12 protein-coding genes are annotated in these 13110 nt (G+C 61.3%); 3 read left to right on the top strand and 9 right to left on the bottom strand.

Annotation, left to right across the window (positions count from 1 at the left end):
* Positions 1-500: 500 nt before the first annotated feature.
* Positions 501-659 (bottom strand): DUF3309 family protein, encoded by a 159-nt coding sequence (locus tag OKW98_RS22725; protein ID WP_020290439.1) that lies wholly within the window; start codon positions 657-659, stop codon positions 501-503.
* 447 nt (positions 660-1106) lie between these two features.
* On the opposite strand from OKW98_RS22725, the gene OKW98_RS22720 reads away from it, so the two are divergent.
* The 3 genes from OKW98_RS22720 to csrA all read left to right on the top strand — a co-directional run bounded on the left by OKW98_RS22720 (position 1107) and on the right by csrA (position 2723).
* The gene (locus OKW98_RS22720) at positions 1107-1919 is read left to right on the top strand and encodes an SDR family oxidoreductase (RefSeq protein ID WP_265386761.1); all 813 of its coding nucleotides are present in this window, start codon (positions 1107-1109) and stop codon (positions 1917-1919) included.
* Positions 1920-1991: 72 nt separating this feature from the next.
* Positions 1992-2324, top strand: a complete 333-nt coding sequence (locus OKW98_RS22715; RefSeq protein ID WP_265386760.1) for a YnfA family protein — start codon at positions 1992-1994, stop codon at positions 2322-2324.
* Between the two features lie 201 nt (positions 2325-2525).
* Positions 2526-2723 carry a carbon storage regulator CsrA gene (gene csrA / locus OKW98_RS22710; protein ID WP_265386759.1) on the top strand — a complete coding sequence of 66 codons (198 nt, stop codon included), beginning with the start codon at positions 2526-2528 and terminating at the stop codon, positions 2721-2723.
* A 45-nt stretch (positions 2724-2768) separates the two neighbouring features.
* On the opposite strand, the gene OKW98_RS22705 is transcribed toward csrA, so the two are convergent.
* The 8 genes from OKW98_RS22705 to OKW98_RS22670 form a co-directional block, all read right to left on the bottom strand.
* The gene (locus OKW98_RS22705; protein ID WP_065986890.1) at positions 2769-2999 is read right to left on the bottom strand and encodes a YheU family protein; all 231 of its coding nucleotides are present in this window, start codon (positions 2997-2999) and stop codon (positions 2769-2771) included.
* A gap of 64 nt (positions 3000-3063) precedes the next feature.
* Positions 3064-4248: an osmoprotectant NAGGN system M42 family peptidase gene (locus OKW98_RS22700; protein WP_265386758.1), complete on the bottom strand. Its 1185-nt coding sequence runs from the start codon at positions 4246-4248 to the stop codon at positions 3064-3066.
* Between the two features lie 127 nt (positions 4249-4375).
* A complete protein-coding gene (gene ngg / locus OKW98_RS22695; protein ID WP_265386757.1) occupies positions 4376-6124 on the bottom strand; it encodes an N-acetylglutaminylglutamine synthetase in 1749 nt (582 codons plus the stop codon).
* Between the two features lie 3 nt (positions 6125-6127).
* The gene (locus OKW98_RS22690) at positions 6128-7900 is read right to left on the bottom strand and encodes an N-acetylglutaminylglutamine amidotransferase (RefSeq protein ID WP_265386756.1); all 1773 of its coding nucleotides are present in this window, start codon (positions 7898-7900) and stop codon (positions 6128-6130) included.
* A 516-nt stretch (positions 7901-8416) separates the two neighbouring features.
* On the bottom strand, positions 8417-8644 hold the full coding sequence (locus OKW98_RS22685; RefSeq protein WP_265386755.1) for a hypothetical protein: 228 nt from the start codon (positions 8642-8644) through the stop codon (positions 8417-8419).
* A gap of 204 nt (positions 8645-8848) precedes the next feature.
* Positions 8849-9967 carry a lipocalin-like domain-containing protein gene (locus tag OKW98_RS22680; RefSeq protein ID WP_265386754.1) on the bottom strand — a complete coding sequence of 373 codons (1119 nt, stop codon included), beginning with the start codon at positions 9965-9967 and terminating at the stop codon, positions 8849-8851.
* Positions 9957-12437 (bottom strand): ABC transporter permease, encoded by a 2481-nt coding sequence (locus OKW98_RS22675; RefSeq protein WP_265386753.1) that lies wholly within the window; start codon positions 12435-12437, stop codon positions 9957-9959. The genes OKW98_RS22680 and OKW98_RS22675 overlap by 11 nt, the downstream gene beginning before the upstream one ends.
* A 1-nt stretch (position 12438) precedes the next feature.
* Positions 12439-13107, bottom strand: a complete 669-nt coding sequence (locus OKW98_RS22670) for an ABC transporter ATP-binding protein (protein ID WP_265386752.1) — start codon at positions 13105-13107, stop codon at positions 12439-12441.
* Positions 13108-13110: the final 3 nt, after the last annotated feature.

The raw sequence follows: 13110 nt of genomic DNA, 5'->3' as shown, positions 1-13110 counted from the left end.
TAGCTTCCTCAGAACGTCCTGTTCTATTGCTGTAAACCCTCACTCTCGCTGAACTCCTCAATACCCAGCGGTATCTTCGTGTCAGATACCCCGCGTTCGCCAGCAAGCCGGCTCCTACAGTCGAGGGGCGCCCAGTCAGTGGGACCGGCTTCAGCCGGGAAGCCTTTGATCTTCGTAAGCGAAAAGTCCAAACACCGCCAATCGCGACTTGGGTGCAGGCCGAACGCAGACGACGCGCAGTAGGCCGAGCGGCATGGATGCCGCGAGAGCGCCGCTAGGACATGGATGTCCGTTCGGCGCGGGCCCACGGAGCGTCGTCGGAGTGAGGGAACCCCACGAAGTCGGGCCCAACCGAGAGCAGGCACTTTTGGTTACTTTTAGTGCTTTTTAAAAGTAACTCGCCGAAGGCGAAACAATCTGCCCCCAGGCAGATCCGCTCCAAAAAAAACACAAAAAAAACCGCGCCTAAGCGCGGTTCTTTTTTAATGCCAACCTGGCAGTTAAATCCTGCCCAGCAACACCAATATCAGCAGGATCACCAGAATCGTACCGATGATGCCCGACGGACCGTAGCCCCAGCTTCTCGAGTGCGGGAATACTGGAAGTCCGCCGACCAACAGCAGGATAAGGATGATGATCAGAATTGTGCCGATGCCCATGACGAGTTCCCTCTAGTGTTCTTGGAAGATGGCTATGCAGTTCACTGGATCGCCATGATGGCTAACTTTGTGCTGCTTGATGGATCCGACTGTCGCACTAATCAAAAGGTTCTGAGCTACAGAAATAAAAATTAACATCTCAAAGAAAAAACCGGAAAATCATAGCCTTGCGCGTTTAGTAAAAGCTTGATCGCTTCAAATTCTGATTAAAAAATGCGCGAAAAAGTACGCTGTTTAGGGCGGAACCAAGCTGTAACTAACGGGTCCCCAAGTTCGATCTAATGCTCCGACCTTCCATCACCCCACTGGCTGAATACATCCGAAAGAGTGATAAAACCTCCAAGGCATCGGTTTGCCTCTCATATTCAGCGACCTGATGAAGGGTTTGTCGGACAATCCTCCTGTTTACACTCTGGCTACTTCTTCGAAACCGACAAGGCGTCTGCTATGCACAACCGCATCATGATCACCGGCGCAGGGTCCGGGCTGGGACGCGAGATCGCGCTGCGCTGGGCGCGCGAAGGTTGGCAGCTGGCGCTGTCGGATGTCAGTGACAGCGGCCTTGGGGAAACCCTGCGCCTGGTGCGCGAAGCGGGTGGGGACGGTTTCGTTCAGCGCTGTGACGTTCGGGACTACAGCCAACTCACCGCCTTCGCCCAAGCCTGCGAACAGAAATTCGGCGGCATTGATGTGATCGTCAACAACGCCGGTGTGGCGTCAGGCGGTTTCTTTGGCGAATTGTCCCTTGAGGATTGGGACTGGCAAATCGCAATCAACCTGATGGGCGTCGTCAAAGGTTGCAAAGCGTTCTTGCCGCTGCTGGAGCAGAGCAAGGGCAAGATCATCAACATCGCCTCCATGGCGGCGTTGATGCAGGGCCCGGCGATGAGCAATTACAACGTCGCCAAGGCGGGTGTGGTCGCGCTGTCGGAGAGCCTGCTGATCGAGCTGCGCCAGCAGGAAATCGGCGTGCATGTGGTGTGTCCGTCGTTCTTCCAGACCAACTTGCTGGATTCCTTTCGTGGCCCCACGCCGGCGATGAAAGCCCAGGTCGGCAAGCTGCTGGAGAGTTCGCCCATCAGTGCGATGGACATCGCCGATTACATCTACCAGCAGGTCGCCAGCGGCGAGTTCATGATCCTGCCCCATGAGCAAGGGCGAATGGCCTGGCAGCTAAAACAGAAAAATCCCCAGTTGCTGTACGACGAGATGGCCAATATGGCGGAGAAGATGCGCGCCAAGGCGAAGTCCGGGAGTTGAACCAAACGTCAGTCAAAGGGCTTTTCTGATAGGGTGGCCGGCACTTTCCCGCTGCCCTGGACGAGGCTTACCGTGCTCAATTACCTCTGGTTCTTTCTTGCCGCTCTGTTCGAGATCGCCGGGTGTTACGCCTTCTGGATGTGGCTGCGCCAAGGCAAGAGCGCGCTGTGGGCGATTCTCGCGCTGCTCAGCCTGACGTTGTTCGCCGTGCTGTTGACCCGGGTCGAAGCCACGTATGCCGGGCGCGCCTACGCGGCGTACGGCGGCATCTACATCATCGCTTCCATTGTCTGGCTGGGCGTTATCGAGCGTGTCCGACCGTTGACCTCGGACTGGATCGGCGTTGGCTTCTGCGTGATCGGCGCGACCATCATTCTGTTCGGCCCGCGCTGGTCAGCCGCCTGATCGCACGTCGTTCTGGACAAAACTGACGTCCAACAGCCCTTTCTCGGATGTCCAGGCCGGAAATGCCCGGGCGCGTAGGAAGCGTCTGTCAGCCATGTTCTTTGAGGGTTGAAGGGCGTTACTGATTTTGCTCTCGCGCATTGAAGCGCCGGGGTCTGAGCGTCAACCTGCCTTCTCGGTTACAGCCAAGGAGTAGGGCGTATGCTGGTATTGACGCGGGAAATCGGAGAGACCTTCAACATTGGTGATGACATCACCGTGAAGGTGCTGGGGATCACTGGCAACCAGGTTCGCCTGGGAATCAATGCGCCGCGACGCGTCAGGATTCATCGGGCAGAAGTTCTACGACGAATCGCTTCACGGCTGCACAGCCTGGCCAACCGGTCGCCGGTCAGATGAGTCCACGTCAGTGGCCATCCCGGTTCAGTGGTGGGCACAGGTGGCCTACTCCTCGAAATATTCCTTTGGGACTTCATGCTTGAGCATCAGCTGACATTGCTGGCTGTCCATGTCGAAGAAAATCACCGCCTGACCTTTGCTCAGGGCATGGCGCACCCGCAACACGCGGGTTTCGAGCGGCGTGTCGTCGCCGTTGTCAGTGCCATCGCGGGTCACGAAGTCCTCGATCAGGCGCGTCAGGGTGTCGGCTTCGAGTTGGTCGTAAGGGATCAGCATAGGTTTCTCGGCAATCACAAAAGGTACACGGGGCGGCGATGCTATCGCGCCCCGTGCGGGCAGGCTATCGCTGCCCCACCAACGTATCCACCGGGGGCACCCGAGTGTCGCTTTCCATCTGCGCGTCGTGCTCCAACTGGTGGCTGAAATTCTCCAGCGATGCGTTGGACGGGTGCGCGTCGCTGGCGAACACTGGCGGGCTCATGATGTAAGCGGTAAGCAGGCGGCTCAGCGTGCTCAGGCTGTCGATGTGGGTGCGTTCATAGCCATGGGTCGCGTCGCAGCCAAAGGCCAAAAGGGCCGTGCGCGTGTCGTAGCCGGCGGTGATCGCCGAATGCGCGTCGCTGTAGTAATAGCGGAACAGGTCGCGGCGCACGGACAGATCGTTTTGCTCGCCCAGGCGCAGCAAGTGCCGCGACAGGTGATAATCATAGGGCCCGCCGGAATCCTGCATGGCCACGCTGACCGCGTGTTCGCTGGAGTGCTGACCGGGCGCAACAGGCGCGATGTCGATGCCGACGAATTCGCTCACGTCCCACGGCAGACTGCCCGCCGCACCGCTGCCGGTTTCTTCGGTAATGGTGAACAGCGGATGGCAATCGATCAGAGGTTCTACGCCGCTGTCGACGATGGCTTTGAGCGCCGCGAGCAGGGCGGCGACGCCGGCCTTGTCGTCCAGATGACGAGCGCTGATGTGCCCGCTGTCGGTGAACTCGGGCAGCGGGTCAAACGCCACGAAATCGCCAATGTTGATGCCCACCGATTCGCAATCTGCGCGGGTGGCGCTGTAGGCGTCCAGGCGCACTTCGACGTGGTCCCAACTGATGGGCATGGTGTCAACGGCGGTGTTGAACGCGTGCCCGGATGCCATCAACGGCAGTACGCTGCCGCGAATCACGCCGGTGTCAGTGAACACGCTGACGCGGCTGCCTTCGGCAAAACGGCTGGACCAGCAGCCGACCGGGGCCAGGCCCAGTCGGCCGTTGTCTTTGACTTCACGAACGCTGGCACCGATGGTGTCCAGGTGCGCGGAGACGGCGCGGTCGGGGCTGTTTTGTTTGCCTTTCAGCGTAGCGCGAATAGTACCGCGCCGAGTCAGTTCGAATGGAATGCCCAGTTCGTCCAGGCGCTCGGCCACGTAGCGCACGATGGTGTCGGTAAAACCGGTGGGGCTCGGGATTGCGAGCATCTCCAGCAGTACTTTCTGCAGGTAATTCAGATCGGGTTCAAGGATGTTTGCATTCGTCATAGGAACCTCAATGTGTGGCGCGGATTAACCTGATAGCGGACTCGCTTGCGGTCTCGGTCGGGTGACGACGCATTCGTCGTCCGGCCAGACCGACCGCAGGCAAGCTCACTGCTACAGGGGCTGCGCCTTAGCCATGGGCAGGCTGGCTGTGGGGGAATAACAGATCGACGAAACGCTCGGCTGTCGGTTGTGGCTCGTGATTGGCCAGGCCGCAGCGCTCGTTCGCTTCGATGAACACATACGCCGGCTGATCGGCGGCGGGGACCATCAGGTCCAGACCGACCACCGGGATGTCGAGGGCGCGTGCGGCTCGCACGGCAGCGTCTTTCAGCACCGGGTGAAGCATCGCGGTGACGTCTTCCAGGCAGCCGCCGGTGTGCAGGTTGGCGGTACGGCGCACGGCCAGACGCTGATCGGCCGGTAACACGCTGTCGAAGCTGAACCCCGCGTCTTCAACGGTGCGGTGGGTTTCGTCGTCCACCGGGATCTTGCTCTCGCCGCCCGTGGCCGCAGACCGACGACGGCTCTGCGCCTCGATCAACTGACCCACGGTGTGACGGCCATCGCCGATGATCTCTGCAGGCCGACGAATCGCGGCAGCCACAACGTCAAAACCGATCACGACGATGCGCAGGTCGAGCCCTTCATGGAAGCTCTCAAGCAGCACACGGCTGTCGAACTGGCGAGCACGTTCAACCGCCGCCTGCACATCTTCGATGGTGCTCAGGTCCACGGCCACGCCCTGACCCTGCTCGCCATCGACCGGCTTGACCACGACGCGCTGGTGTTCTTCGAGAAACGCCAGGTTGTCGTCGGCATTGCCGGCCAGTTGTTGTACGGGCACTTCCAGACCTGCCGCCTTCAGCGCCTTCTGGGTCATGCGCTTGTCCTGGCACAGCGTCATGCTGACGGCGGTCGTCAGGTCGCTCAACGACTCGCGGCAACGCACGCGGCGACTGCCATGAATCAGCGTGAACAGTCCGGCTTCAGCGTCATCCACCTGCACTTCGATGCCGCGACGATGGGCTTCTTCGACGATGATGCGGGCGTAGGGGTTGAAGTCCGCCTGCGGGCCGGGGCCGAGAAACAGCTTTTCGTTTATGCCGTTTTTACGCTTGATGGCGAAGGTTGGCAGGTTGCGAAACCCCAGCTTGGCGTACAGGCTTTTCGCTTGGTCGTTGTCATGCAGCACTGAGAGATCCAGATACGCCAGACCCCGGCTCTGAAAGTGCTCGACCAAATGCCGTACCAGCACTTCGCCGACGCCAGGCCGTGTGCATTGCGGATCAACCGCCAGGCACCACAGGCTGCTGCCGTTTTCGGGATCGTTGAACGCCTTCTGGTGATTCAGGCCCATCACGCTGCCGATCACGGCGTTGGTGGTCTCGTCTTCGGCGATCCAGTACACCGGACCGCCCTGATGACGCGGGGTCAACAGGGCAGGGTCGATGGGCAACATGCCACGGGCGATGTACAGATTGTTGATCGACGTCCAGTCGCCCTCGCTTTGCGCTCGACGAATCCTGAAGCCACGGAACACCCGCTGGGCCGGGCGGTAATCGCTGAACCACAGGCGCAAGGTGTCCGACGGATCGAGGAACAACTGTTGCGGAGATTGCGCCAGCACCTGTTGCGGCGCGGCGACATACAAAGCGATGTCGCGCTCGCCCTGCTTTTCGTTGAGCAACTCCTGCGCGAGGGACGCCGGGTCAGGGTAGGTATGGCCAATCAGCAGCCGTCCCCAGCCACAATGCAGAGCCAGCGGTTCTGTCTCAGGCGTGCTGCCGTCTTCGGCAAGGCGAGCCTGCAAGCGCTCGTATGACGGCGCCTGGCCGCGCAACAAGCGCTGGTTGTGAATCGAAGCGTTGGCTTTCATCGGTCAGAGTCCTTGTTCGCTGAGCCACAGGTTCAGCGCCGCGAGCTGCCACAGCTTGGAGCCGCGCAGTGGCGTCAATTGACCCTGCGGATCGGTCAGCAGTTTGTCGAGCATGACCGGGTTGAACAGGCCACGGTCCTGGCTTGGATCGAGCAGCAGATCGCGGACCCAGTTCAGCGTGTTGCCTTCCAGATGCTTGAGACCCGGCACCGGGAAATAGCCTTTTTTGCGATCAATGACTTCCGACGGGATCACCAGACGCGCCGCTTCCTTGAGCACTTGCTTGCCGCCGTCCGGCAGTTTGAAGCGTCCCGGAACCCGTGCCGACAGCTCGACCAGTCGGTAGTCGAGGAATGGGGTGCGCGCTTCGAGTCCCCAGGCCATGGTCATGTTGTCGACGCGTTTGACCGGGTCATCCACCAGCATGACCGTGCTGTCCAGTCGCAGGGCTTTGTCCACCGCCGCATCAGCACCCGGCATCGCAAAATGCTCGCGCACGAAGTCACCCGCTGCGTCATTCGCGGTTAGCCACTTCGGCGTAACGGTCTCGGCGTATTCGTCGTAACTGCGGTCGAAGAACGCATCGCGATAAGCCGCATAGGGGTCGCTGGCGCCGTCCACTTGCGGGTACCAGTGGTAACCGGCGAACAGCTCGTCCGCGCCCTGACCGCTCTGCACCACCTTGCAGTGCTTGGCGACTTCACGGGACAGCAGATAAAACGCGATGCAGTCATGGCTGACCATCGGCTCGCTCATCGCACGGAAGGCGGCGGGCAGTTGCTCGATGATTTCGCTTTCCTGGATACGCAGTTGGTGGTGCTGAGTGCCGTAATGTTTGGCGATCAGATCCGAGTACTGGAATTCATCGCCGCGTTCGCCGCCCGCATCCTGAAAGCCGATGGAGAAGGTCGACAGGTCCTTCACGCCTGCTTCACGGAGCAGACCGACGAGCATGCTCGAATCAACGCCACCGGACAGCAGCACGCCAACGTCCACCGCAGCGCGTTGACGGATGGCAACGGCTTCGCGGGTGCTGTCGAGCACACGGTCGCGCCAGTCTTCGAGGGTCAGATTCGCTTCGTCGGCGCGCGGGCCATAGGGCAGCGTCCACCAGACTTTCTGTTCGACCTTGCCTTCTGCACTCACGCGCATCCACGAAGCCGGCGGCAGTTTTTCAACACCGGCCAGCAGGGTGCGCGGTGCAGGCACCACGGCGTGGAAGTTCAGGTAATGGTTAAGTGCCACCGGATCGAGCATCGGGCTGATGTCGCCGCCTTTCAGCAAAGCGGGCAGGGCAGAAGCGAAACGCAGGCGCTTGTCGGTGCGCGACAGATACAGCGGCTTGACGCCAAGGCGGTCGCGGGCGATGAACAGGCTTCTGTTGTCGCGCTCCCAGATGGCGAACGCGAACATGCCGTTGAGCTTGGGCAGCATGTCGGCGCCCCAGGCGTGGTAGCCCTTGAGCAGCACTTCGGTGTCGCCGCCAGAATGGAACTGGTAGCCAAGGCTTTCGAGCTCGGCACGCAGTTCCGGGAAGTTGTAGATGGCGCCGTTGAAGGCCAGGGACAGGCCCAGATGGCTGTCGATCATCGGTTGCGCCGAGTTGTCCGACAGGTCCATGATTTTCAATCGACGGTGGCCGAGGGCAACCGGCCCCTGGCTGTGAAACCCCCACGCATCCGGGCCGCGAGCCGCGAGATGATGGGTGATACGTTCTACTGCGGCGAGATCCGCAGGTTGGTTGTCAAAGCGTAGTTCGCCAGCTAATCCGCACATCTGTCCTAAACCCTTTATGTTTTCGGCGTGTTTGGCGTTACTGGGATTGCGCGGCGATGAATGCCGAGTTCATTCCGGACATCAGGCACATGGTTACGTACATATGGCGCGTGTGGCACATCCTGCGCTGTCTGATCCCAAGCCTGCGCAATGCACTCAGCCAGTAACGTTTCGGCCCTGTTCCGGAGCGGGTGTTCAGCTCTGACGTGAGCCCGCGTCCATCCGGCGCGAACACGTATCAGAGCGCGCTGCCGTCAGCGGCCTAGCTTTATCGAGTGCATGCAGGCGTGGAACGTTCAATAAAAACCTTGCGAGATTTCTATCGGTACCATCATTCACACGCATTACAGACCCGTGGCAGGCGGCGTGAGAGGCTAACGTATCCGGGCAAGCCACCGGGCCATACCGAATATTTGCTGGAGCAGTGGGGGGATTACCGGAAGGGGGGGCTATTCGCTGGGGTTTTCAAAATTCGCGGGGGAGCATAACGCACCGCAACCGCGCATCTCGGCCGAGCTAGCGGGCGCGGTTGGCGATCCGTAAAGCAGCGGTTTTGATGTAGCTCACCGACACTGCCAGGCCGCCGGCGTGACTCTCGAGGAGGTTCAGGTCCTCTTGTCGACACACAACTTTTTGAGCCTTCAAATAAACGGCGTGACCCTCGAGAAATTGCGACAGAGAGTCAAAGTAAGCAGCAGAGTGTTCGAGATCCAGCTGCATATCTTTCAAGCTAAGAGTAGACATATAGGCTCCAGACGCTATTGAAGCAGGCGTCCTGGCCTGATGGGTTTAAGTGTTTGTTTCGCTCCGATTCTTCATTTATCGGCAGTCACAAGGAAACTTGAGAGGATTTTTATGGTCGGTCGCGGCGACTTTTCGGGAGACAGTGAGCCGTGCATGGGCGACGTGGTAGAGCGGTCACCGAGATAACCCTGGATGTCCCACCCCTCAGTAGCCCGTCATCTCCAGATACCCCACGCCCTCGTGGCTGCCACTCAGGGTGACCGGTCCCTCCCAATAGGGGATCTGCAAGTTCATCCACGCCTGTGGATTCAGCGCTTCGACAGCGATGTCCACGGTCTTCGAAGGGATTTTGACCGACCAGCGTGTGGGCATGTCGCGGCCGTCAACGTCAGTGGTGTCCTCCGGCACCAGTTCGATGTCCTTCGCCGCCAGTTGCTCGGTGCTGCCGTCTGCATTGATCCAGGTCCCGGTCAGGTACGGCTCGCCGTCCTTTTGCCGCATGCGATAGAGCATCACCTCGGCGCCATCCCCCAAGTGCAGCGAGAACCAGTCCCAGCCCGTCTGATTATCCGTGAGCGGCTGGCTGCTCCACTCCCGATCCAGCCACGCGGGCCCGGACACTTGATAGGTTTTGCCGTCGATTTCAACGCTGCCGTCCGCCTCGAAGAAGGGCTGGCTGTAGTAATACGACGCCTGACCCTGCTCGGACTTCTGGCTGAAGCCCTGTTTGCCTTGCAACACCAGCGGCTTCGTGGCTTTCAGGTGCAGGCGATAGTTGAACTGCGGCCCGCTGGCCTGCAGCTGCATGTCCGCCAGCGGATCGTCGTTGGCAGACTGGCTGGTGAAGGACCAGTCATCGATCCAGGCTGCGAACGGCGCCAGTGTCACGCCGGCCTGCTGCACGCCGCCACGGGCATAGCGTTCCGCTGCGAAGTGGTCGTCCCGGGACGTCACCGCCGCGTGGCCCATCCACAGATTGCGGTTGCTCCAGCCAGACCCATCGCCTTGCAGCCCCTTCGCGCGGGGCAGGGCGTTGCGAAACAGCGTCCATTGCACGCCGAATGACTGGCCCTCGGCATCCTTGAGGTTGGCGGTGACGTACCACCACTCGATACGGAAATCATCGTGGGGGCCGTGGTCATCGGGAAACACGAAGCGCTTGTCCGGCGTTACCTGGGCGTAACTCGAGGCGTCGTCGGCAAGGCCTGCGAAGCCTTTTTCTTCCTCGGGCTTGTCGTCGCAGCCACTCAGCATCAGGCCGAACAGCAGCAGGACGAGGATCTGCAGGCGAACAATGACCAGGGGCAGGGCTTTAACCTTCATTGGCGAAAGTCCTCAGCAAATCAGCGGGGCGGGTGCGGTACAGACGGTAGAGCGGCCATGCCGAGGCCAGCAGGGTGGCGAGCATGGCCAGCAACGTCAGGCGCACCAGCTGCATGGGGAAAACTTGCAACGGCAGGCGCCATCCGAACGCTTGCACGTTGATCACGGCGTCCAGACACCAGGCCAGCAACAGCCCCAGCGGAATTGCCAGCACCAGCGTGAGCACTGCCAGCAGCCAGGTCTGCGCCAGATTGAGCAGCATCAATTGTCGCCGGGTCACGCCCAGCGCCCACAACGGCGCCAGTTGCGCGAGGCGACTTTGGCTCTGGGTCAGCAGGCTGATGAACAGCGCGACGCCAGCCACCATCAACGTCAGGCTGTTCAACGCGGCGGTGGCGGCGAAGGTGCGTTCGAAGACCTGTTGCGACCAGGCCTTGAGCTGAATCTGATCGACGATTCGGTTGTCGTCGATGGTGAATTTGTTGTGCAGCACGCGCAGCAGTTGCGGGATGGCGTGGGGATCGATGCGCAGGTTAAAGCGGTTGGGTGTGAGCTGCGGCCAGTGCTTGAGCAGATGGTCGGCGTTCACCAGTATGTGGCCCTTGGGATTGCCGTAATCGGCATAAATGCCAACGACGCGCAGCGGCCACGGCCCGTCCGGGGCGGGCAGTTTCACTTCATCGCCAACGCTGACGTCCAGACGGCGGGCCAGTTGTTCGCTGAGCATCAGCGTGTCTTCCTGCGCCAGTTGCTGCCAGGCATCACCGCTCGCCGACTCCAGCAGCGGCCAGTGCTGGCGGTAGTGCGGGTGATCGATCACGCCATAAAGCTCCGCCGGCCAGCCATGCAGTTGCAGCGAAACCTGCCAGTTGGGCAGCACCGCCGACGTCAGCGGTTGCTGGCTTAACCACTGCTGCAACGGCGCAGCCTGGGCGGGGTTCTGCGGATTGATGTACAGCTCGGCGCTGAGGCGTTGCTCCAGCCAGTGGGTGAACGTCTGGCGGAAACCCGACGTCATGCTGCCCGCGCCGATGTTCGCCGCCATCGCCAGTAGCAAGGCCATCAGCGCCAGGCTCAGGGCCGGTAATTGCTGGCGGCAGTCAGCGAGAAACCACTGACCCAGCACCGAACGGCTCCTGCCCAACAGTGCGTCGAGCAGCAGATTAAGCAGCACTGGCAGGCCCAGCGCCGCGCTCAACAACAGACTCGCCATCAACACGAAGCCCAGCGCCAGGCTGTCGCCAAACAGCCCGGCCAATACCGCGATCAGCGCTGAAATCCCTGCGACCCAGCCCTGGCGTCGCAGCCATCTGGCGTGGGTTTCGTGCCACGCCTGCGCGTTGGCCAGCGCCAGCAAAGGCAAGCGCGCGGCGCGTAACAGGCTGCTGGCCCCCGCAAGAAACGCACCCAGCAGGCTGACGCCCAGACCGCTCAGCCACCACCAGACGCTCAGGTTCAGGTGCCCGGCGACTTCAGCGCCGTACAGCCCACGCAAGCTCGCCGCGACATCGGGCAACAGCGCGCTCGCCAGCCAGTAACCACTGATGACACCGGCGATACCGCCGAGCAAGGCCAGCACGCCGAGCTCGACAACCAGACTCACCATCAACCCGCGTGCGCTGACCCCGCAGGCGCGCAGATTGCGCAGCAGCCCGCGACGCTGTTCCAGCGCGAGGCCAATGGCCGCATGGACGATGAAAAGACCGACCACGAATGACAGGAAGCCCAGCGCGTCGAGGTTCAGGTGGAAACTCTCGGTCAGCCTGCCCAGGTCGTTGTCTTCGCCACTCTTGCGCAGCACCAGTTCGCCGTTCAGCTCGGCCGGCAGGGCGGGGGCGTTGTCGGCGAAATCCTTGGGCAGCACCAGCCGCGAGATCTGATTCGGCTGGTTGAGCAGTTGCTGGGCGAAACCGATGTCCATGAGCAGCACGCCCGGCGCCATATCGGTTTTCGCACGCAACGGCGGCAGTACTTTGTCGGAGTCGATGACCGGCTGCTGGCCTTCATGCAGGCCGAGGGCTGCGAGGGTCTGCGGGGAAATCCAGGTGGTGCCGGGAGGCGTGAAGAAGTCGACGATCTGCGCCGTGTCCAGCGATTGGCCGGCCAGCGCAGTGTTAACCGGCAGCGAGACCGGCTCGATACCAAGTACGGTGAGACGCTGCTCCGGCGCTTCCTTGAGGGTGACGCGCCCGCGCAGTGCGGGTGATACCGGCCATCCGGCCCGGCGCAGCGTCACGAACAGATCCTGGGAAAAGTTGGCGCCGTTGGGCGAGACCAGAATCTTCTGCGGCTCGCCGCCGATCATCTGACTGGCCTTGGCGTAGCTTTCGCGTGCCTGGCTGTTCAGCGCCTGCACGCCGGTCAGCAGGCTGGTTGCCAGCCACAAGCCGGTCAGGACGCTGAAAAACTGCACGGGATGGCGCCGCCAGTGGCTCAGCAGCGCTTTCAAAGTCCAGTAAAAGACGGGCATCTCAACGTTCGCCTTCGCTGACCAGACGACCCAGATGCAACACGGCCTGACGCTGCAATCGCGCAGCCACTCGCGGGCTGTGGGTCACCATCAACAGACTGGTAGTACTGTCGGCCAGAAGGTCCAGCAGCAGTTGCAGCACTTCATCGCTGGTGGCTTCGTCGAGGTTACCCGTAGGTTCGTCGGCCAGCAGCAGGGCTGGGCGCGAGGCGAGGGCCCGGCCAATTGCAACGCGCTGCTGCTGGCCGCCCGACAGTTGTTCGGGGTAGCGCTTGAGCAGGGCGTCCAGGCCCAGCCGTTCAGTCAGTTCGGCCTGCCATTCAGGTTGATAGCGCCCGGCCAGACGTGCCTGGAACGCCAGGTTGTCTTCGACCTTCAGGCTGCCGATGAGGTTGAACTGCTGAAACACCAGACCGACTTCCGTGCGCCGCCAATTAGCCAGTTGCGCCTCATTCATCTGATCGAGACGCTGCCCCGCGACCTCGATGCTGCCCTTGTCCACGTGGTCCAGCCCGGCCACCAGATGCAATAAGGTGCTCTTGCCGCTGCCTGACTCACCCATCAGCGCCAGACTGCCGCCCTGATCCAGTTGCAGGTCTGCGCCACGCAAAACGGCCAATGGGCCCTGGGCCGTGGCATAGCTCTTGAACACACCCTGGACTTGCAGCATCGA

The organism is Pseudomonas sp. KU26590 (genome assembly GCF_026153515.1).
In the GTDB taxonomy this organism is placed as follows: Bacteria; Pseudomonadota; Gammaproteobacteria; order Pseudomonadales; family Pseudomonadaceae; genus Aquipseudomonas.
The sequence above is the reverse complement of the archived record's forward strand: the minus strand, read 5'-3'. Positions and strand labels throughout refer to the sequence as shown.